Source organism: Variovorax sp. UC74_104 (assembly GCF_044055375.1).
Classification (GTDB): domain Bacteria; phylum Pseudomonadota; class Gammaproteobacteria; order Burkholderiales; family Burkholderiaceae_C; genus Variovorax.
The window spans coordinates 5,278,320-5,297,343 of record NZ_CP171978.1 but is presented as its reverse complement, the minus strand read 5'-3'; the positions used below and the strand labels follow the sequence as shown (position 1 = coordinate 5,297,343).

The window sequence follows — 19,024 nt, the reverse complement described above, 5'->3', positions numbered from 1 at the left end:
GCGCAACGCGACCGGCTGCAGCGATCAGGTCAAGCAAGAAGCTCGCCGGCCCACGTCCGAACTCGCTTGAGAAATCCTGAGACGACCACGCGTTTGCCGTCAAATTGATGCGGGTTGGCAATCAGTTGAGCGATCGGTACGTGATGTGCACTCGGCTGATGGACGAACGGCGCTTCGGAACTGGCTGTGTTCAGGCATCTTTCAGCGAGTTCAGCGGAGGGTTTGTACTGCAGGCGCTTCCAAGTGCCGTGATCACGAAAAGAAAGAAGTGCACGTTGAAGATCAAGTGATGTGAAGACGGGGGAGTTGGCGCGAAGGTCTGCTTGTGGGCCGATTGGAACTGCTCATTTACTTGCGCACTCGCCCGCGTTTGAAACGCAAGAACATTCCGATTGCCAAGATAGCAAACACGCCTCCCAGGATCAGTTGCCCAACGATGGCGGCCAAGGCAGCACCGGAAAAGAGGCCCAGTGCGACCGCACCTTCAATGATGTGGAGAGCTGCGTCTAGCTTTTTGCTCAGATAGAACTTGGCCATCTTCTCGGGTGAGCATTGTCAATGACATGGCCGAATGTAGCTGGACAGAGTGTCGGCACAAACGGCTCGAAGCGGATTTCCGATTCGCCCACAGGTCGATGCTCAGTCGTCAAGTCAGCAGCGCGCGGTGCGCGGCCTGCACGCGGCGGGTAAGTGGCCCAAATGCTACTTGCTTGGATACGGAGGCGACGCATTCGCGCAGGCATCGATGCGCGGGATCCATCTCGTCCCTCGGATGCCACGCCTGCATGACCTTTTCCGATGGCACGGCGACAGGTAGCTTGAAAATCTCTAGCCCCAGTGCCTGCACCACTGTGCGGGCCAGAGGCTCTGGTACACACGCGACCATCGTTGATCGCGCAGCCGCAAGTAGGGCGCCATACGCACTCGGTACGGTCAAGGCGGCGCGACGGGTGGCACCTGCTTCCTCAAGGAATACGTCGATCAGCTCTCGTACCCGTCCGCGCTGCGTGATGGCGACATGCAGTTGCGACGCGAACCGCCTCGGCGTCATGCGTGATCCAAGCAAGGGGTGGCCAGCCTTGACGACTCCAACGATGTGCTGTTCGTAGAGCAAAGATGTCTGAATCTCAGGCCCCCGGTCGGCGAGGACGCCTACGTCCAGATCAATGCGCCCATCGCGCAGAGCAGAGGCATCGCTCTCACTCTCGGGGACGAACCGAAGTCTTGTGAGCGGCATGCACTCGTGCATTGCTTCGAGTAACGTCGTGCCGTAGACGATCCCCATGCCCTCGGGCGCGCGCACCGTGAATTCTCGGTCGATCTGGCCCAAAGACACAGCGCTGCCAGGCTGCATCAAGTCCTTGGCTTCGGCCACGAGCCGTCGTACGGATTCACGCATCGCATTCGCACGCGGAGTTGGGACCAGTTTGCGGCCGGCGCGAACAAGGATTGGATCGTCGAGAGCGGCGCGAATTCTCGCCAGGGTGTGGCTCATTGCAGGGGCGCTCAGGTGCATCCGCTCGGCCGCCCCGTTGACGCTCCCCGTGCTGAGCAATGCATCCAAGGCTACGAGCAGATTCAGGTCCATAAGTTCGTCTCATGCAGATATGAGTTTCAATGAATGCACTGTACAGATTCATAGGACACGTTGAAACTCGCGCTGTCTGTGATCGAGGCTGGACCGCAACACTCCTTGACCAACGCTAAAACGCCCGGGATCGGAACATTGCCGTTCGGGCGCGAACGTCTCTTGTCAGACGATCCCGATGTTCGGCTGACCTTGCCCACCTGAACCCCGGTTCAGGGTAGCGGGCAGATCTCTTTCGCAGACACCTTTTCCTTTGCACTCAGGCGTGGATCGCCCCCCACCCGTTTGCGTTCGCCACTTTGGAGAGCCTGCTTGAATCCATCGATAGCCAGCCGCACCGCACTTGCCGCCTCGCTCATGCGCGCACTTCATTCACGCAGTGACCCTGCGCCACTTCTGAGCGACACGTGGGGGGATCTTCTTGTTCCGGAATCGGCGCAAGCTGCTTTGCGCCAACGCGCGATGGAGCGCGTAGGGGCAGCCAAGCCCGGTTTGAGACTGGATGGCGCTCAAGGTCTTGAACACCGTCTTCGGTCCAATGCTGCCTATGCTGACGTGATCCTGCGATCCAGATACACGGAAGATGCACTCAAGGAGGCCGTAGCGCGCGGTATCGGCCAATACGTCATCATCGGTGCAGGGTTCGACAGCTTCATCTGCCGCCGCCCTGCGTGGGCAGAGAACGTGACGATCATTGAGGTGGATCATCCGTCAACTCAGCGGTTGAAGCGCGAGCGCCTGGCTGCCTGCGGCGTTACGCTCCCCAGATCCATTGAATTCGTCGAAGCTGACTTGTCGATGGAGTCGCTGAGAGCGGCCCTCGCGCGGTCTTCGTTTCAGGCTGACTGCCTCACGTTCTTCTCTTGGTTAGGCGTCACGATGTATCTGACCCGGGAAGCGAACCTTAGTGCCCTCGGTTCGATTGCCGCATGCGCGCCAGCCGGAAGCGAACTGGTCTTCACGTATGTTGACGAGGCTGTTCTAGATCTCAACCAGGCGCCCGACGAATCGTTTCGCCGGCTCATGGCCGACGTCTCAGATGCGGGAGAGGCGTTTCTATCTGGTTTTGAAGCCCGAACCATGAGCGAACTGTTGCTTGAGACAAGGCTACTTGTGCTCGAGGATCTGGACGGAAATCAAGCCGCTTCTCGCTACGACCCTGGAGCTCAGAACGCCTTCCGAACAGCTGCGGCCGCACACATCATCCATGTACGCGGGATGGGTCCTGATCCGGCCGCATAGATGGGCGACTGCGAGTGCGATCAGACGCGCGGTAGAAGTGCCCGGTTACCTGCCCGCCCGATGCAGGGGCGCGCAGTTCGATCTTGCCGCGCCGCGATCGCAAGGTGCTCGCAAGAGCCCGATCCTGGTTGGCTGCAATCGTTCGTGCATGGTCGCGAACGACGCAAAGCGTGCCGTACACGTCGCCACGAAGTACATGGCGGCTCCAGCTTCCTCGGCCCGGGGTGCGTCGGATCATCGGCGTATCTTCCCACGGGGTACGAGACATGCCGGCCATGGCGTTATCGCTCGGCGACGGCCTATCGGGTGCTTTCCTGATCGCGCACATGAAGCACGGTGCCGTCCTGCGAAAACTCGAGCAGCAGCGGCGCATCCAGCATCTGATACTTCTGCGCGAGCTGAAACAGCGCATCCTTGAAGGAGCCGCTGAACTTGCCGGAACGTGCCTCGGGCGTGATCGTGTAGTCGCGGGTGCTGTCCCAGCGCACCTCGATGCCTACGGCGGAGCCCCAGTGCATGATCACGAGGCGCAGGGAGTCGTCCTCGATGGGCCATTGAGCGCGGACGGCGTTGATCTTTCGATCGGTGAGCCAGGCGGCTCCCGTGGTGGGCGCGCCGGCTGCGGTAGTCGCGGGGAGAACTTCCTCCGGCCCCGGAAGCGCAACGCCAGCGGGCATGTCCCGCGATATCTTTTCGACCTGCACGCCAGCCGTCGCGCCGGCGAGCGTCGAGGCAAGGCTCATGCCGATGCCTAGCCAGATCGAAGGAGGGAACAGGGCCTTTCTCATCGGCGGATTTGCGGGGCAACAGGAGTGGACAGGTCGATCTGGAGCCAGCGGCACGCGGTCTGGCGTGATGCGGCAAAAAGTCAGTCCTTTATCTTATCTGGCTCGCCGGCCCGGACGAGGAGGCGGCCAGTTCCTGCAACTGCTTGCCCTCGATGAAAAAACGGACCTCAAGGGTCCGTTCGTGCTTGTCATTGGCGCTTCGGCGTCGCCAGGGGTCAATCTACTCGACGTCTTCAGCGTCCTCTTCGTCTTCCCCATCAGCTTCCTCGGCACGACGGACCGTCACGAAGTTGGTGGCGTCTTCCACGAACCCAATGGCCTTTTCGTCGGGTGCCATTCCGCGCACTTCGGTCTGGATGCCGTCGCCGTTCTTGTAGTCGACCTGCACCAGCGCAAAGCAGGCCAGCGGCTCTTCCAGTTCTCCTTCATCGCCGCCGTCGTAGACAGCGACCCACCCTTCGGCGGGCATGATCTGAAGGATCTTCACATCTTCCATCGATTCACTCCAAGTTCGAAAAAACGCCGCGCAGCATAGCCGATGGAAAGAGCCGATCTCCGAGTGCCGGCGAGGAAATTTCGCCCCTGGTTCGCAGGCGCATCTTCTGTGCCGCGGATCGCCGTGCACGCGAGCGAGCCACCCGCCATCAGCCGAGCTGCTCTGCCAGCCCGACGATGATGCCCTCGGGCCCGCGGACATAGGCAAGCCGGTATGACTCGTCGTACTGCATCCGTCCGATCAGTTCTGCGCCGTGGGCCTGCATTCGCGCAACGACCGCATCGATGCCGTCGACGGCGAACATGACGCGGCGAAGGCCCAGTGCATTCACCGGCGCATCCACCGGGCCGAACCTGATTGCATCCGGCGTGTGGAACTTGTCCAGCTCGATTCCCTGTCCATCGGGAGTGCGCAGCATCGCGAGCGTGGCCCGGACGTTTCCCAATCCGATGAGGCGTCCGACATCGGGCCCTTCGACCGTGGTCTGGCCTTCGAGCGTGAGGCCCAGTTCGATGAAGAACGCCTTCACCGCTTCGAGATCGTCGACGACGATCAGGACGTTGTCCATTCGCTTGACTGTCATGTCTTTCGGTCCTTCCTTCGACTTCGACACTGATTGCGTCCCGCAGGGGGCGTCCTGAAGGCATATGCCTTCTTGCGTATGTCCTCCCATCCGGGTGGCAAATGAATGCGAGAAGGAGGGCGCGCTCCGGCATCGTAGACAGAAATTTCCCGCCGGAAAGAACGGTGCTCCTGAAGTATTTCTCCCTCGTGAAGGGTGCGTCGAGCCGGTGACTGGCAACGCGCGAGAACGACTCGGTCGTCGGCCGGATCGAGAACGGCCTGCGCGTCGTCAAGACAGCAACTGACCGCCGCAGGACCGCGGGTCTCATGACTTTGGTCATTTCAGGTTCGCAACCCTCCGCCCTAAGATGCCCGGACCATGCCCACCGCAACCTCATTGCCGCCACATGCCGCCGCGTTGCGCAGCGAGGCCGGCGTTGCCATACCGGCGCGGGGCATCCTGGTGGTCGACGACCACGAGCTGGTGCGGCTGGGCCTGCGGGCGCTGCTGCTGGCGGAGACCGGCAGCGTGCCGGTGCATGAGGCACGCTCGCTGGCCGATGCGTTGCGCCTGTACGAGTTCCATCTCAGCTCGCACCTCCTGGTGCTGCTCGATCTCGATCTGCCCGATTCGCAAGGGCTCGACACCCTGGTGCGCTTCAGGCGCACCTTCCCGCATCGCGCGTGGTCGTGCTCTCGGGCAAGGACAGCCATGCGCTGATGCAGGGAGTGATGGCGCTCGGGGCACAGGCCTTCCTGCCCAAGACCGGTCACCTGGGCGAGGTGTTGCGCTACGTGAGGGACAACGATCTGGTCGCACTGCCGGCATCGTCGCCGTCTCCGTTGCCGGCCCCGGTTGTTGTCCAGGCCATGCCGGCAACTGCGGCGGTCGACGAGCTGCAGCCGCAGCTCAATGCGCGCCAGGTCGAGATCCTCGACTGGCTGCTGTCGGGCAAGTCGAACAAGGAGATCGCGCAGCTCTCGCACTTGACCGAGGGCACGGTCAAGAACCATGTGTCCACGCTGCTGCTGCTGTTCGGCATGCGCTCGCGAGCCCAACTCATCAGCAGCCTGAAGTGATCCTTCCGCGTCCGCGATGAACGACCCGCACCCGCCCGAACTGGCCGAGCGGGTGCTGCGCGAGCAGGTGGCCGCGGTCCACGCCAATGCGCCGGGTGCCTATCTGGCGGACTTTCTCACGGCGCAGTCGCTGGGCATCGGCCTTTTCCTGGCCACGTGGCGCTGGCAGGTGCTGCTGTGGATGGCGCTGCACCTGGCGTTGACGCTGCGGCGCGCCTACAGGCGCTATCAGCGCAGCCCCGATGCGGCGGCCCACCCCGAGTACTGGGCGCGCTTCAATGCGCGCAACGTGCTGCTGCGCTCCTGCGTCTGGGGCCTGGCGCCGTGGTTGTGCGTGCCGCCGGGGCGCAACCTGGGGCTCTGGGTGATGGTCATCGTGATGATGATGGGCGGCTGCGCCGGCGGCGCGCTGTCGCTGGCGGTTCTCAAACGCAACATCCCGCGCTTCATCGTGCCCAGCATGGCGAGCCTGACGCTGGCGCTGGCCTGGCGCGGCGACAACACGCACCTGTTCCTGGCCACCGGCTGCCTGCTGTACATGTGCGTGATGATCATGTTCGCGTTGCAGCATCACCGGCTGCTGACTGCCGCGCTGACCATGCGTTTCGAAAAGGAGGCGCTGGCCGAGCAGCTGAGCCACCAGATTGCCGCGACCCAGCGTGCCAGCCAGGAGAAGACGCGCTTCCTCGCGGCAGCGAGCCACGATCTGCGGCAGCCCCTGCACGCCATTGCACTGTTCGGGGCCGTCATCGAGAAGAAGCTCAAGGGCAGCCAGGACTGGGACCATGCGGCACGCTTGATGGATGCAGTCGGAACGCTCGGCGATTCGCTCGACATCCTGCTGGACATCTCGCGGCTGGATGCCGGCGAGGTGGCGCCGCAGATCAGGCCCGTGGAGCTCAACCCGCTGTTCCTCGCGCTCAACAATGTGTTCGCCGCGCAGGCGACCGACAAGGAACTGCAACTGCGGCTGCGCGCCACGCCCTGCTGGGTGCTAAGCGATCCGCAGCTGCTGCAGCGGCTGCTGTCCAACCTCGTGGACAACGCGCTGAAGTACACGGCGCGTGGCGGCGTGGTGGTGGCTGCCCGCGCACGCGGGCCGCTGGTGTGGATCGACATCTGCGACACCGGCATCGGCATCGCGGACGAGCACCTCGGCCGCATCTTCGACGAGTTCTATCAGATCGGTAATCCGGGCCGCGATCGGGCGAAGGGGCTGGGCATCGGGTTGTCCATCGTGCAGCGGCTCTCGCGCCTGCTGGCGCATCCGCTGCAGGTGCGCTCCCGCCTGCAGCGCGGCAGCCGTTTTCGCCTGGTGCTTCCGGCGGTGACGGCCTCGGGCGTGGTGCCGCTGGCTGCGCGCCCGGGCATTGCGGCGCCGTTGCCACGGCGCGTACTGCTCATCGACGACGAAGCCGCGATCCGCCAGGCGGTCACCGGGCTGCTGCAGGCCCACGGCGTGGCCATCGATGCGGTGGCCGGCGAGGAAGAGGCCGAGGCCGTGCTCGCGCAGGCGGCGCACGGAAGCGATCCTGTCGACGTGCTGTTGTGCGATGTGCGGCTGGCCGACGGTGCCGACGGACTGGCCGCCGCGCAGCGGCTGCGTGCCCGCTTCGGCACCGGCCTGCGGGTGCTGCTGATCACCGGCGAAACCGCGCCGCAGCGACAGCAGCAGATGCACGACTCGGGGCTGCAGGTGCTGCTCAAGCCGGTTGCTGCCGACAGGCTGCTGCAGGCCCTCGCATCGCTGGCAACACACGAAGCGACGCCCGCGCGCATGCGCGCCTGAGCATCTTTTTTTCTGCGCGTTGCGATGACCTTCGACACTGGATCGGGGGTGTAGCCCACCCTACCGTGGAGCCTTCTCGTTCACTCCACTTGAAGCAAGGAAGGCCCATCATGAATACCACTCGTACCGTTTCCCGTGCATGGCGTACACCAGCCGCGCTGCTCATGACGAATCTCCTGCTGGCGGCCTGCGGTGGCGGCGGGGGTGGAGGCGGAGGCTTCCCCGGTTTCGCGGTTGCTCCCGCGCCGGCACCGGCGCCCGCTTCGCAGGGAACGCCGGCACCTGCGCCCGCGCCGGAAGACACCACGCTCTCCATCACCACGCAGCCGTCGGATACCACCATCGGCCAGGGCGTGGCCGCCACGTTGAAGGTGCAGGCGGTGCACGCCACCGCCTACCAGTGGCAGCGCAGCGCCGACGGCGGTGCCAGCTGGAGCGATGTCTCCGGCGCCACCGGCGACAGCTTCACCACGGGCGCCAGTCAACTGGCCGACAGCGGCCAGCAGTTGCGCGTGCGGGTGACGGGCGCCGACGGCAGCGTGACCAGCCGCCCCGCCACGCTGACGGTCAAGCCCTGGGTCGCCAGCGTCTTGGCGACCACGGGCGTGACCTACAACCATCCCTATCAGCTCGTGCTCGACGCCAGCGGCGCGAATCTCTACGTGGCCATGGGCGGCAACGGATCGGTCTACAGGATCGACACTGCCAGCGGCAGCGGCGCGGAGGTGACGCCGGGCACGACCATGAACACGCCGTTCGGCCTGGCACTGTCGGCCGACGGCACCTTGTACGTGAGCGACAAGCACCGCATCAACAAGATCGCCGCCAACGCGACGACGTACAGCACATGGGCCGGCGACAGCAGCAGCGGGTACGCCGACAGCCCGGCCGCCGCGATGTTCAACAACCCCGCCAGCATCGCGCTGGACGGCGCGGGCAACCTGTTCGTGGCGGACACCGAGAACAAGCGCGTGCGCAAGGTCGCGGCCGACGGCACCGTGAGCACGCTCGCGGGCGACGGCACGCAGGCCTACCTCGACGGCGTGGGCACGGCGGCGCAGATGGCTCGCCCGCAGGGCCTCGCACTCAGCCGCGACGGCCGCACGCTCTACGACACGGACACCGACAGCCCATGCCTGCGCAAGATCGACGTGGCCAGCGCCACGGTGAGCACGCTGCTGGGAGATTGCGCCAACGGCAATGCCGGCGCCGGCACGGTCGACGGGACCACCGCCACGCCGGCCAAGCTCGGCTATTCCTACGGCGTGACGGTGGATGCGCGCGACAACGTGTTCCTGACCCAGGCCTGGGACGGCGTGGCGCGCGTGGTCACGCCCGGGGGCGAGATCACCACGCTGCGCGACGGCAGCGGCACGGCGCTGGCGTTCAACTTCCCGATCGGCGTGGCGGTGGCCGGTGACGGGACCGTCTACGTGGGCGCGTCGAACGGCAACCAGATCTTCAAGCTCACGCTGGCGCCCTGAACGGGGAGAGACTGGGGCCGCCTGTGGCTTCGCAGGCGTGCTTCGCCGCGGTTCAGGCCGCCTGCTGCTTTTCCCGTGCAGCCTTCGGCGCCTCGCTTCGCGCCAGCCACAGTCCGCTGGCCACGATCAACGCTCCGCCGCCCAGCGTCCACGCATCGGGCGCGGCCTGCCAGAACACCCAGTCGAACAGGAGCGCCCAGGCGAGGGCGCTGTATTCGAAGGGAGCGATGGCGGCGGCCTGGCCGTGGCGGAAGGCCTCGGCAATGGCCGCCTGGCCCAGGAAGCCGCTGATGGCCAGGCCCGCGAGCAGCCACATGTGCTGCGGCTGGATGGGCACCCAATGCGGCGCCGACGCCAGGCTGCCGCCCACGGCCATGCCGAACGTCGTCCAGAAGACCAGCGAGGCGCTCGGCTCGGTGCGGCTGATGAGCCGGCCCAGCATGTTCGACAGCGCATAGCAGGCCGCGGCCACCAGGATCGCCAGGGCACCCGTCGAGAGGAAGGCTCCCTGCTCGGGCCGCAGCGCGATCACCACACCGGCGAAGCCCAGCCCGATGGCGATCCAGTGCCGCGGCTGGACCGACTCGCCCAGCATCGGCACGGCGATCAGCACCATCAGCAGCGGAGCGATGAAGGTCAGCGTGTAGGCCTCGGCCAGGCCCAGGGTCTTCAGGCCATGCACGAAGAGCACGAGCATCGTCATGTTCAGCGCGGTGCGCAGCAGGTGCAGCGGCCAGCGCAGGCGCCGGTTGAAGACGCCGGCCGTCTCACGCCGCCACAAGGTGTACAGGCACACCAGGGGCAGGGCAGTGAGGCCGCGCAGCGCCATCACCTGCACCGGCGGGTAGTGGCTGGACAGGTTCTTCAGCACGGCGTCCATGCAGGCGAAGAAGGCACAGGCCATCAGCATCGCGGCGATGCCGCGCAGGGTTCCGGTTGGTTGCATGTTCGGGGCGTGTCTCTTGGTAGTGGCCGGGAATGTCCAGGCAGCTTTTCTTCGATTCGCGCTAGGCCCGGAACCAGATCCGCAGCGTCACGTATATCGCGTAGCCGAGGGCGAGCAGCAGCCACACCAGGTAGAACATGTTGGACCAGTACTCGCCGGCATGCGTCGCCAGCGTGTAGACCTGCCCCGCGCATGCCTTGCCGAGGCAAGGCACCTCGCCGCGGACCAGCGCGCGCAGCACCGCCAAGAGGAGGTAGCACGCCACGCCGCCGGTCACCAGAAGGCCCACGGGCCCGACGAGTCCCTTGGTGAGTTCGTCGTTTTCGTCGCGGCGCCCCTTTCGAAGCAGGTTCTGTCCGAACCTGTACCAGGCGAATCCGAGCAGGAGCATCAGCGAGTAGTAGAGGAGGTCACGCATGGGGTCGCAGTGTAGTGATGGGGCCGGGAAGGAGGGCTGTGCTTCAGCGCTCCCGCAGGCATGCGGACGATATCGCGGTGACTATCCCCGAAGGGGCGCCACCTATACTTCGGCCGCGAGAAACAGCGGGCCGGCGCACCTCGAACTCCAACTCATGTCCAACGTTCATTTTCCCCAGTTCACATCCGCGCTCGACCGGCATTCGGTCAAGGTGGCGGAGCTTCGCACACAGGTCGTTCGCATCGAGGATGACGAGACCGCGGAAGATTTCGAAGCCGCCTTCTCGGTCACCCATCATGCGCAGGAGACACCGGATGCCGTCCTGTTGCTTGAAGCCCGCATCGGCATGCGGGTGCCCGTCCCCCTGAAGCTGTTCTACGAGTCGCTCGGCGGCTTCGAGATTCTTTCCGACAACCGCATGGGCCACGTCAACTTGTTGGGCATCGAGCACCTGCTTTCCTGGACAGGCAGGCCTGATATCGACAGCGCCTGGCCGAGCCTCATGGGAGCGCTGTGCACCTTCGGCAGCCGGCAGGAGTTCGGCGGGCTGAAGGCAAGCTCCCAGGAAGTGCTGACGAAGGACTATGCGGTCTTCGGATGGGCGCACCACCGCTACGAGGACCGCACGCTGCTCGTCTTCGATCGCGACGGGGCTTTCCATAATGTTGTCTACGAGCACGATGCCGGCGAAGAGGATTGGGTCGCGCGCTACAGGCCGATCTGCCAGAAGTCGCTCACCGGTATCGACCTGGACGGGATGCTCGCTGCCCATGTGGCCGCAGCAACACGCCGCATGCAGAAGCAGTTCGACGAGGGCGAGTTCCTCGGCTGACGCAAGCCTGCAGAGCCCGCCGGAAAAGGATCGAAGGGGATCGAAGGCCGGCCCTCAGCCGCCGATGGCCTGATCGGCAAGTGACTCGGCCGGTGGCTCGCCGTCGAACAGCACGGTCCAGCGCTCCCCATCGAACTCGATCGCCTTGGACAAGTCCGCGAGAAGCAGCCTGCGTCCGTCCGGCGACACATCCAGCCGCCGAGCCACCAGTGAAAACTCGAGTCCCGGTGGAATGGGATGCCGGTCGGCATCCTGGGCCAGCACCATGGTGCCCCCCTGCGGCACGTAGCAGCCGCCCGTGTCGCCGGTGCACCAGAGACGGCCGGCGCACCAGCCGCTGTCGAGAAAGCCGTAGGAGCCGTGCCAGCGCGGCGTGACGCAGTGCCAGCTGTCGTCGCGCCCCTGCCAGACATGACCACGCTCGTCGGTGACGTACGCCGTGCCGTCGGGCGCGACGGCCACGGTCTTCAGGTCCAGCGTCGAAGGGAAGGCCAGCTTGCGCCATTGCCCGCCCTGGCGACGCCATGCGGTGCCGCCCGATCCGACCACATAGAGGTCCTGCGCGGAAAGGCCTGCAAGGTCGTGGAAGTTCGAGCGCCACAAGGTCTCTTTCGCCAACTCCGGATCCGAACTGCCGAGCCCTTCGGGCAAAGGGATTGCGGTGTGCTCGAGCCATTGATCGGGCCCCTGCCGCTCGTACACGCGGAACGGCGCGCCGACTGCGAACACCGTGGTGCCCGCGCGCGCGGAGCGCAGCACGATGCTGTCGTACTGCAGCCCTGAACCAGGATGAGGCTCTGCGCCACCGTGGAAGGGAATGCGTGACTCCTGGCCCTTGTGGGTCTTAGGCTTGTAGCCGTAGGCCTCGCGCCCTATGCCGACCGCGACGAATTCCGAATGATCCGGCGCCCAGGCGCTGCACAGGTCCGAGCCCAGCCCCAGCGCATTGGCCGACATCGAGAAGAACCGGGTCTCCACCGGGTTCGTCAGCTTGACGGCCAGCAGCCGCACCTGGAACGGCTCGTCGTGCGCCTCGTCCTCCTGCTCCTCGAAGAGCAGGAAGCCGAGCCGGCCGTCCTCGAAGCCGATGGTGCAGTCGCGGATGAAGTAGCCGTCGAAGAAGCGCCGATAGGCGTCGCGGTCGAAGATCATGGGCAGGGGCCCGCAACGTCGGGCGAAAGGCGGTGGGCCATCAGGTCGAAGCGGTGATTGCGCGGAGCTGCCGGGGCTTCACTTCCAGGAGCAACTTGCGGCGCTGGTGGTGGTGCGTTGCGGCGAAGCCTTCGATCACCGTCACGCGTTGGTCCGACTCCAGCGACCACGCGGAGGTGTCGGTCCCGTCGGAGGCGAACAGAAGGCTGCCGTCGGTGAACAGCTCGTGAGGCTCGGCATCCATGCGCAGCTTTCGGGCGGGCGCATCGGACTCCTGGCGAACGTCGACGATCCGCACGCCGGGCGGTGCGGCGACAGTTTCGAACTCCTCGTCGTCCCAGTCGCCCATGCCGCCCATCGCGACGTGGTCGTCGTCGATCCAGCACGCGGGAAAGTTCCAGATGTCTCTCAGGCCGAGCCACTTCGCCGATGGTCCGTCCTCGGACTCCCACACGTTGAACGTCAGCCAGCTCCCGATGTCGAAGACGCGGGGAACCCCCACCGGCTGCCAGACCCATCCCGCGTCGAAGAGGCGCGAGCCGGACGGGCTCGCAATGATCTGGCCGTGGAAATAGTCGAGGTAGTGCGGCGGGCGCTGTTCGTTCTCGTAGCGAGTCGGTCCACGTTCGGTGAGCAGGCTGCCGGTGCCGGGATCAGAGGCGTCAAGCCTGTTCCAGGATGTGCGATGTATCAGGGCCGTCTTTCCGTTCACCGACGCGAAGCAGGCCGAGAAGGGAACGGTCTTCTCGTAGTAGTCGCCGCCATCGAGCTGCATGGTGGTCTCGAAGCGGCCGAGGTCGATCACGAGGCCATGCCTGCCGCCGTCGAAGACCACCGCCGCGAACGCACCGTCGGCGGATGCGTGAAGGCGCCAGCGCGAAGCCATCCAGAACGCACTGGAGTCCTCCGCTCCAGGCTCGGGCAGGGTCACCGTGCCGAGCAAGCGAACCGTCATGGACTGCAGGTCGACACAGGAGATGCCGCCGGACGCGTCCAGCGCGAGCAGGTCGCCGTCGGGCCTGCGGACTTCCGCAACGTCGAGCAGATCGGGGCCGCTCCAGGCCAGTGTCATTTCGTTGCCGCGATCGTGCAGTTCGATGAACTCGCCGCCCGCCGCGGATTTCGGGTGGATGGGCGCTTCGCTTGGCGCGGGTGTCGTCATCTCGTCCACGATGTCATGTCCTTCTTGTTCAGTCGATCTGCCCGCCCACCGGCGCGGCAGGGGCGACGCATTTGAACATCGGCCAGCGCATGTCGATTGCCCCGGGGCCAGTGCAAAGCGCCCGGCGCCCGACGCGTGCGCCCAAAATGGCGACGCAAGCATCATCCAAAACCCGTTCCACCGCGTAGAAACACTCATGGCACGCGCTCCGGCGTGCCCCCGACGAGAAGAAAACCGCACATGTCGCAGGACATCGCATTCGCCATCCGCTGGATGGAAAGGGGCCTGGTGCCCGACACCGTGGTCCTACACGGCATTCGCCGCCTGCCTGAGGACCGGCTCGCCGGGCTGTTCGGCTTCGACCCCGGGCAGCGCCGGCAGGGACGCCACCGCGGATGAGCGCGCTCGTGGGAATCGCACTGTCGGGCCTGGCGCTGACTGCGTCGCTGGCCCTCCTCACCTGGCTGGCGAGCCTCGCCCGGCATGACGCGAGCCTGATCGACCGCATGTGGTCGATCTTCATCGTCGGCGCGGGCCTCGTGTACTTCGCGCTCCTGCCGGTGCAGACGGAGCGCGGGCTGTGGATGGCGGTGCTGGGCGCGGCGTGGTCGGTGCGGCTGTGCCTCTACATCACCTGGCGCAACTGGGGCCACGGCGAAGACCGGCGCTACCAGGCGATCCGCGCGCGCAACCAGCCGAACTACGGCTTCAAGAGCCTATATCTGGTGTTCGCGCTGCAGGCGGTGCTGGCGTGGATCGTTTCCGCGCCGTTCCTCGCCGGCATGGCTGCCGCGCGGCCGCTGGGCCTGCTCGACGCGGCGGGCGCGGCGCTGGCGCTCTTCGGCATCTTCTTCGAGGCCGTGGGCGACGCGCAGATGGCGCGCTTCAAGGCCGACCCGAAGAGCGCGGGCCGGGTGATGGACCGCGGCCTGTGGCGCTACACGCGGCACCCGAACTACTTCGGCGAAGCCTGCGTCTGGTGGGGCATCTGGCTGATGGCGATGGGCGGCGCGGGATGGAGCGGCGCCTGGAGCATCGTGTCGCCGCTGCTCATGACCGTGCTGCTGCTGAAGGTCTCGGGCGTGCACATGCTCGAGGCGGACATCGGCGAGCGCCGGCCCGCGTACCGCGACTACATCGCGCGCACCAACGCCTTTCTTCCGGGGCCGGTGAAAGACGGCCGCCGCAAAGCGCAGTGATGAAAAGGGCAGTGATGAAAGGGCGCGGTCGGTGGCACCATCCGGGTCAGTGAAGCCTTCATTGAAACCCCTGGTGATGCGGATCGTGTTCTGGAGCGTGCTCGTCGCCGCGCTGGCCATCCTCGCGGGCGTGGTGTACGAGCAGTACGGCCGCTATCGCGCGGCGCGGGACTTTCCCGCGCCGGGGAAGATGGTCGACATCGGCGGCGGCCGGAGGATCCAGCTCGATTGCCGGGGCGCCGGCTCGCCCACCGTGGTGTTCGAGGACGGGCTGAGCATCGACGGCTCGCTGAGCTGGGCGGCAGTGCAGCCGGCCGTCGCGCAGCGCACGCGCGCCTGCTCGTACAGCCGCGCGGGGCTGATGTGGAGCGACGCGTCCAATGCGCCCCGCAGCGCGAAGCAGGTGGCGCAGGACCTTCACGAGGCGTTGATGCGCGCGGGCGAGCGAGGGCCCTTCGTGCTGGTCGGTCAGTCGCTGGGCGGCCTTTATGCAACGACCTTCACGAGGTACTTCGGCTCCGAGGTCGCGGGGCTGGTCCTTGTCGATCCTTCGCATCCGGACCAGGTCGCGCGCGTCGCGGCCTTCATGACGGAAACGCGCTCGCTGCGCTCCCGCATCGCCGTGTCGCTGGCGTGGACCGGACTGCTGCGCGCCGCGGTCCCGTCGCTGCTGCCGCGGGCGCCGAACCAGACGGAACATGATGCGCGAGCGGTTCGCGCCTTCGCGCCGAAGTCGATGGTCACGCAGATGGCCGAGGGCGACGCCACCGACGCCGTGCTCGCCGAGGCCGGCGCCTTCCGCGATCTGGGCAGCCGTCCGCTGGTGGTGCTCACGGCGATGGCGCCGTACACCGGGTCGGAGCTGCGGGGAATGCAGATCACGCCGGAGCAGGGCGTGCAGGTGCAGGCCATCTGGGAGAAGATGCACGAGGAGATGGCGGCTTGGTCCTCGCGAAGCACCCACCGCCTGCTGCCGAAGGCCGGCCACGACATCCAGTTCGACGACCCGCGTGCGGTGATCGAGGCGGTGCTGTCGGTCGTGGAGGCGGTGCGCGCGGACGGTGCCATCCCTCCAGGCTGAAGGCGCCGTCCTTCCTGCGGTCTACCAGCGAACCCTCACGCCCACGCTGCCTTCGATGCCGTTGCTGCGGGTGCGCACGCTGCCGCCCGACGACCACAGCTTGCCCAGCTCCGCATAGATGCTCGCGCCCTGCGTGAGCTGCAGCGTGGCGCCGGCCGCCAGCTCGGTGCTCGTGCCGCCGGTGCGCGTGGCGATGTCGGTGTATGCCGCCGGGCCGATGAAACGGCTGGTGTCGGTGCCGCCGCCGCTGCGGTAGACGTTGAAGCGCACGTACGGCTGCAGCAGTCCGGCGGAGGTGGCGATCTCGCCTTTCACCCGCACGCCGGCGCGCGCGAGCCAGCCGCTGTGGCTGTTCTGCCGCACCAGCGCGCCCGCGATGCTGCCGTCGTCGAGGCTGATGCGCTGGTGCACCAGCTGCAGCTGGGGCTCGATGGTCCAGCCCGGGGCGATGCCGAAGGACTGGCCCACCTCGATCGAGGCCAGCACGCTGCGGCCCTTGCCCCGAGCTACCGAAGCTCAGCGTGGGCGACGTGATGTAGCTGTGGCGCCCGGCCTGCAGCACGCCGTCCACGTACAGGCCGCTGTCGTTCTTCCAGGTGGCGTAGCCGCCGAGGTACTGGCTGCGCAGGTTGTTGGTGCCGGCTCCGTAGCCCACGATGCCGCGGGCGAAGCCGCTCACGCTCATGTCGCCCTCGAGCTCGCCGACGTACACGCCGGCGCGCCAGTGGGCGTCGGCCCAGCAGGTCGGTGCCTGCCTGGAAGCCGGTGAGGCGGCCCTTGCTCGTGGGGCTGACGGTGCCGGCCTGCGAGATGGTGCGGTCGGTGCTGAGGATGCGGGCCCATGCCTGGCGGTAGCTCTGGTCAGGCGCTGCGGGTGCGGCGACGGCGGTGCCGCCGTCGTCGCCCATGCGCTGGTGCATGTTGCCCAGCATCGAGAGATTGGCCTGGCGGAACTGCTCGGGCAGCGCGGCATAGAGCGGCACTTCGGCGCGGTAGGTGGGAATGGTCACGACGGCTCCGCCGCCTGAGCTGCCACCGGCGCTGCTGCCGCCGCTGCCGGTTCCGCTGCCACCGCCGGTCGCGGGAGGCACGACGACGGCGGCAGTGGAGCGCAGGTACCAGTTCTCGCCCGCGCCGGCTGCATCGGCCGCGTACAGCCGGTACTCGTAGGCGCCCGCATCGACGTGTCCGCCGGACAACGCGAAGGCGCTCTTCGTCGTCTGCGCGGTGGTCGTCGCGCCGTTGATCGCGCTGATGACCTCGATGCCGTTGCCGCTGGTCAACGCGCCCAGGCCGCCGAGGTTGGTGATCTGCACGTTGGTCGTGCCGCTGGCGATGGCGGTCGCGCCGCTGAGCACGAGCCTGTCGCTCGCGCTGCTGCTGTTGCCCAGCGCGGTGCCCAGGCGCAGCGTGCCGCCGTTGCCGACCCACGGGCCGGTGACCGTGAGCGTGGTGCCCGGCACGGAACCCACCAGCGAGACGGTGCCGCTGTTGGCCATCGACGCGATGGTCTGGCTGTTGCCGGCCAGGTCGAGCGTGGCGCCGGTTCCCACGGTGAAGGCGCTGGCGCTGCTCAAGGTGTTGACCGCGCCTGCGCGCAATGTGCCCGCCGCGACGTTGGTCGCGCCGGTGTAGACGTTGGCGCCCGACAGCGTCAGCGTGCCCGCGCCGCTCTTCACCAGATTGCCTGCGCCCGAGATGGGGCCCGACCAGCCCATGTCGTTGCCGTTGGTGTCGAAGGTGCCCGTGCCGCCCAGCAGCAGGGCATTGCCCGGGTTAAGGCCGCCGGCGCCCGCGACGATGCTGGCCGTGGCGCCGCTGTCGATGGCAACGGCGCCGGTCAGCACCGAGCCGGTGTTCAGCGTCAGGCTGTTGCTGCCGCCGGTGAACTCGACGGCAGCGGCACGGGTGACGCCGTCGCCGCCCAGTCCGCCCGAGATGCCGCCGCTGTTGGTGATGGCGAGGTTGGCGCCCGCCACGCCGGCGCCGCCGGCACCGTTCGCGCCGCTCGCGCCCCCGTTGCTGTTGGCGCCGCCCGCGCCGCCGTTGCCGCCGGTGATGGTGCCGTTGTTGGTCAGCGCCGTGCTGGCGCCCGTGGCCTGCAGGCCGATGCCGCCGTCGCCGCCCGACCCGGGCGTGCCGGTGCCGCCCGCGCCGCCGCCGGCGGCACCGCCCGCACCACCGGCGCCGGCGGTGACCGTGCCGGAGTTGACCACCGACACGGCGCTGCCCGCCAGCGTGATGCCGTTGCCGCCAGCACCACCGCCGCCGCCGGAGGCATTGGCGCGCGCCGGCAGCAGTTCGGAGCCGCCCGCGCCGCCGGCACCGCCCGCGATGGAGCCGTTGTTGGTGAAGGTGATGCCCGATGTCGTCGTGTTCAGGAAGAAGCCGACGCCGCCGCTGCCGCCGCCACCGCCTTGGGAGAAGGCGTCGCCGCCCTTGCCGCCCGCGCCGCCGATGGAACTGCCGGATGCCGTGTAGTTGCCGGTCGGCGCGACGAGGATGGAGCCGTAGCCGCCGGCGCCGCCGCCGCCTGCCGCCCAGTAGCCGTTGCCGCCCGCGCCGCCGGCGCCGCCCGTGTAGCTGTCGGAAGAGGAGGTTACGCCGCTGCCGATGGTCGAGCCCTGGAAGCCGCCGCCGCCACCGCCGCCGTAGCCGTTTCCGTTGGAGAAGTCGCCGGTCTGCGACTGGCCTGCGCCGCCGCTGTCGCCCTGGAACGCGCCGGGGCCGACGGCGTTGGTGCCGGCTCCCGCCGCGCCGCCCGTGCCCGCGGTGGCGCCCCCGAAGGTGCCGATGTTGGCGTTGGCGCCGGCAGTGGGGCCGGCATCGGTCGACGATCCACCGGTGCCACCGCTCGCGTTCACCGACGTGTCGTTGAAGCCGCCGGCGCCGCCGCTGCCGTTGCTGCCGCCCGAGCCCGCATTCAGCGACGTGTCGCCCACGGGCTGGCCGCCGGCACCGCCCGCCGCGATCGCCGGTCCGGCGCCCAGCAGCAGCATCGCGACGGCGAAAGCCCCGAAATCGGCCGACTTTGCCGATCGTGCATGGCCGCGCGATGTCTCGGGGGCGGCTACCCAGGTGCCGCGGGCTGGATTCCAGAGGGTCCGAAAAATCTTGTTCATGGCTTCAAGTTGTTCATTCGCTACCTGAACGGGCAGGCTCCCGCGTGCGGGCGCACGTTCTCCTGCGCCAGCACATGCCGT

At 67.2% G+C, this 19,024-nt stretch carries 19 protein-coding genes and 2 pseudogenes; 9 read left to right on the top strand and 12 right to left on the bottom strand.

Features of this window, described 5'->3' with window-relative positions; translation table 11 throughout:
* Positions 1-348: 348 nt before the first annotated feature.
* Both ACHMXA_RS24870 and ACHMXA_RS24865 read right to left on the bottom strand, forming a co-directional pair.
* Entirely contained in the window at positions 349-537 is a 189-nt protein-coding gene (locus ACHMXA_RS24870) for a hypothetical protein (RefSeq protein ID WP_395316688.1), read from the bottom strand.
* A gap of 109 nt (positions 538-646) precedes the next feature.
* Positions 647-1,588 carry a LysR family transcriptional regulator gene (locus ACHMXA_RS24865; RefSeq protein ID WP_395316687.1) on the bottom strand — a complete coding sequence of 314 codons (942 nt, stop codon included), beginning with the start codon at positions 1,586-1,588 and terminating at the stop codon, positions 647-649.
* Positions 1,589-1,900: 312 nt separating this feature from the next.
* On the opposite strand from ACHMXA_RS24865, the gene ACHMXA_RS24860 reads away from it, so the two are divergent.
* Positions 1,901-2,830: a class I SAM-dependent methyltransferase gene (locus ACHMXA_RS24860; RefSeq protein WP_395316686.1), complete on the top strand. Its 930-nt coding sequence runs from the start codon at positions 1,901-1,903 to the stop codon at positions 2,828-2,830.
* 299 nt (positions 2,831-3,129) lie between these two features.
* On the opposite strand, the gene ACHMXA_RS24855 is transcribed toward ACHMXA_RS24860, so the two are convergent.
* From ACHMXA_RS24855 to ACHMXA_RS24845, 3 genes are all read right to left on the bottom strand, one after another.
* Complete coding sequence (locus ACHMXA_RS24855) at positions 3,130-3,618, bottom strand: TcpQ domain-containing protein (protein ID WP_395316685.1); 489 nt, start codon at positions 3,616-3,618, stop codon at positions 3,130-3,132.
* Positions 3,619-3,838: 220 nt separating this feature from the next.
* Positions 3,839-4,114 (bottom strand): hypothetical protein, encoded by a 276-nt coding sequence (locus ACHMXA_RS24850; RefSeq protein ID WP_395316683.1) that lies wholly within the window; start codon positions 4,112-4,114, stop codon positions 3,839-3,841.
* A 148-nt stretch (positions 4,115-4,262) separates the two neighbouring features.
* Positions 4,263-4,697: a VOC family protein gene (locus ACHMXA_RS24845; RefSeq protein ID WP_395316682.1), complete on the bottom strand. Its 435-nt coding sequence runs from the start codon at positions 4,695-4,697 to the stop codon at positions 4,263-4,265.
* 360 nt (positions 4,698-5,057) lie between these two features.
* Between ACHMXA_RS24845 and ACHMXA_RS24840 the strand changes: the two genes are divergently transcribed.
* The 4 genes from ACHMXA_RS24840 (at position 5,058) to ACHMXA_RS24825 (ending at position 9,031) form a co-directional block, all read left to right on the top strand.
* Positions 5,058-5,399, top strand: coding sequence for a response regulator (locus ACHMXA_RS24840; RefSeq protein WP_395316681.1), 342 nt, complete (start codon positions 5,058-5,060; stop codon positions 5,397-5,399).
* Entirely contained in the window at positions 5,363-5,758 is a 396-nt protein-coding gene (locus ACHMXA_RS24835; RefSeq protein WP_395316680.1) for a response regulator transcription factor, read from the top strand. The genes ACHMXA_RS24840 and ACHMXA_RS24835 overlap by 37 nt, the downstream gene beginning before the upstream one ends.
* A gap of 16 nt (positions 5,759-5,774) precedes the next feature.
* The gene (locus tag ACHMXA_RS24830) at positions 5,775-7,547 is read left to right on the top strand and encodes an ATP-binding protein (RefSeq protein WP_395316679.1); all 1,773 of its coding nucleotides are present in this window, start codon (positions 5,775-5,777) and stop codon (positions 7,545-7,547) included.
* A gap of 110 nt (positions 7,548-7,657) precedes the next feature.
* The gene (locus ACHMXA_RS24825) at positions 7,658-9,031 is read left to right on the top strand and encodes a hypothetical protein (protein ID WP_395316678.1); all 1,374 of its coding nucleotides are present in this window, start codon (positions 7,658-7,660) and stop codon (positions 9,029-9,031) included.
* 52 nt (positions 9,032-9,083) lie between these two features.
* Here ACHMXA_RS24825 and ACHMXA_RS24820 read toward each other — a convergent pair whose 3' ends face one another.
* Positions 9,084-9,977, bottom strand: a complete 894-nt coding sequence (locus ACHMXA_RS24820; protein ID WP_395316677.1) for a DMT family transporter — start codon at positions 9,975-9,977, stop codon at positions 9,084-9,086.
* Between the two features lie 61 nt (positions 9,978-10,038).
* Positions 10,039-10,395 (bottom strand): hypothetical protein, encoded by a 357-nt coding sequence (locus tag ACHMXA_RS24815; protein WP_395316676.1) that lies wholly within the window; start codon positions 10,393-10,395, stop codon positions 10,039-10,041.
* 154 nt (positions 10,396-10,549) lie between these two features.
* Between ACHMXA_RS24815 and ACHMXA_RS24810 the strand changes: the two genes are divergently transcribed.
* A complete protein-coding gene (locus ACHMXA_RS24810; RefSeq protein ID WP_395316675.1) occupies positions 10,550-11,227 on the top strand; it encodes a hypothetical protein in 678 nt (225 codons plus the stop codon).
* Positions 11,228-11,281: 54 nt separating this feature from the next.
* On the opposite strand, the gene ACHMXA_RS24805 is transcribed toward ACHMXA_RS24810, so the two are convergent.
* The gene (locus ACHMXA_RS24805) at positions 11,282-12,379 is read right to left on the bottom strand and encodes a hypothetical protein (RefSeq protein ID WP_395316674.1); all 1,098 of its coding nucleotides are present in this window, start codon (positions 12,377-12,379) and stop codon (positions 11,282-11,284) included.
* A 40-nt stretch (positions 12,380-12,419) separates the two neighbouring features.
* On the bottom strand, positions 12,420-13,550 hold the full coding sequence (locus tag ACHMXA_RS24800; RefSeq protein ID WP_395316673.1) for a hypothetical protein: 1,131 nt from the start codon (positions 13,548-13,550) through the stop codon (positions 12,420-12,422).
* A gap of 231 nt (positions 13,551-13,781) precedes the next feature.
* On the opposite strand from ACHMXA_RS24800, the gene ACHMXA_RS24795 reads away from it, so the two are divergent.
* From ACHMXA_RS24795 to ACHMXA_RS24785, 3 genes are all read left to right on the top strand, one after another.
* Positions 13,782-13,940, top strand: coding sequence for a hypothetical protein (locus ACHMXA_RS24795; protein WP_395316672.1), 159 nt, complete (start codon positions 13,782-13,784; stop codon positions 13,938-13,940).
* Positions 13,937-14,740 (top strand): DUF1295 domain-containing protein, encoded by an 804-nt coding sequence (locus ACHMXA_RS24790; RefSeq protein ID WP_395316671.1) that lies wholly within the window; start codon positions 13,937-13,939, stop codon positions 14,738-14,740. Before ACHMXA_RS24795 ends, ACHMXA_RS24790 begins: the two co-directional genes overlap by 4 nt.
* A gap of 61 nt (positions 14,741-14,801) precedes the next feature.
* A complete protein-coding gene (locus tag ACHMXA_RS24785) occupies positions 14,802-15,821 on the top strand; it encodes an alpha/beta fold hydrolase (RefSeq protein ID WP_395316670.1) in 1,020 nt (339 codons plus the stop codon).
* 21 nt (positions 15,822-15,842) lie between these two features.
* Here ACHMXA_RS24785 and ACHMXA_RS24780 read toward each other — a convergent pair whose 3' ends face one another.
* From ACHMXA_RS24780 to ACHMXA_RS24770, 3 genes and pseudogenes are all read right to left on the bottom strand, one after another.
* Positions 15,843-16,307 carry an autotransporter domain-containing protein gene (locus ACHMXA_RS24780; RefSeq protein WP_395316669.1) on the bottom strand — a complete coding sequence of 155 codons (465 nt, stop codon included), beginning with the start codon at positions 16,305-16,307 and terminating at the stop codon, positions 15,843-15,845.
* A gap of 76 nt (positions 16,308-16,383) precedes the next feature.
* Positions 16,384-16,506: pseudogene (locus ACHMXA_RS24775) on the bottom strand (autotransporter outer membrane beta-barrel domain-containing protein); the annotation flags it as partial.
* Positions 16,507-17,035: 529 nt separating this feature from the next.
* A pseudogene (locus tag ACHMXA_RS24770) lies at positions 17,036-18,943 on the bottom strand (ESPR-type extended signal peptide-containing protein); the annotation flags it as partial.
* Positions 18,944-19,024 lie beyond the last annotated feature (81 nt).

Coding starts and splice junctions, on each gene's coding strand:
- ACHMXA_RS24855 (WP_395316685.1), bottom strand. CDS start 3,618: ATGAGAAAGGCCCTGTTCCCTCCTTCGATCTGGCTAGGCATCGGCATG.
- ACHMXA_RS24790 (WP_395316671.1), top strand. CDS start 13,937: ATGAGCGCGCTCGTGGGAATCGCACTGTCGGGCCTGGCGCTGACTGCG.
- ACHMXA_RS24805 (WP_395316674.1), bottom strand. CDS start 12,379: ATGATCTTCGACCGCGACGCCTATCGGCGCTTCTTCGACGGCTACTTC.
- ACHMXA_RS24840 (WP_395316681.1), top strand. CDS start 5,058: ATGCCCACCGCAACCTCATTGCCGCCACATGCCGCCGCGTTGCGCAGC.
- ACHMXA_RS24870 (WP_395316688.1), bottom strand. CDS start 537: ATGGCCAAGTTCTATCTGAGCAAAAAGCTAGACGCAGCTCTCCACATC.
- ACHMXA_RS24825 (WP_395316678.1), top strand. CDS start 7,658: ATGAATACCACTCGTACCGTTTCCCGTGCATGGCGTACACCAGCCGCG.
- ACHMXA_RS24810 (WP_395316675.1), top strand. CDS start 10,550: ATGTCCAACGTTCATTTTCCCCAGTTCACATCCGCGCTCGACCGGCAT.
- ACHMXA_RS24795 (WP_395316672.1), top strand. CDS start 13,782: ATGTCGCAGGACATCGCATTCGCCATCCGCTGGATGGAAAGGGGCCTG.
- ACHMXA_RS24865 (WP_395316687.1), bottom strand. CDS start 1,588: ATGGACCTGAATCTGCTCGTAGCCTTGGATGCATTGCTCAGCACGGGG.
- ACHMXA_RS24850 (WP_395316683.1), bottom strand. CDS start 4,114: ATGGAAGATGTGAAGATCCTTCAGATCATGCCCGCCGAAGGGTGGGTC.
- ACHMXA_RS24845 (WP_395316682.1), bottom strand. CDS start 4,697: ATGACAGTCAAGCGAATGGACAACGTCCTGATCGTCGTCGACGATCTC.
- ACHMXA_RS24815 (WP_395316676.1), bottom strand. CDS start 10,395: ATGCGTGACCTCCTCTACTACTCGCTGATGCTCCTGCTCGGATTCGCC.
- ACHMXA_RS24820 (WP_395316677.1), bottom strand. CDS start 9,977: ATGCAACCAACCGGAACCCTGCGCGGCATCGCCGCGATGCTGATGGCC.
- ACHMXA_RS24830 (WP_395316679.1), top strand. CDS start 5,775: ATGAACGACCCGCACCCGCCCGAACTGGCCGAGCGGGTGCTGCGCGAG.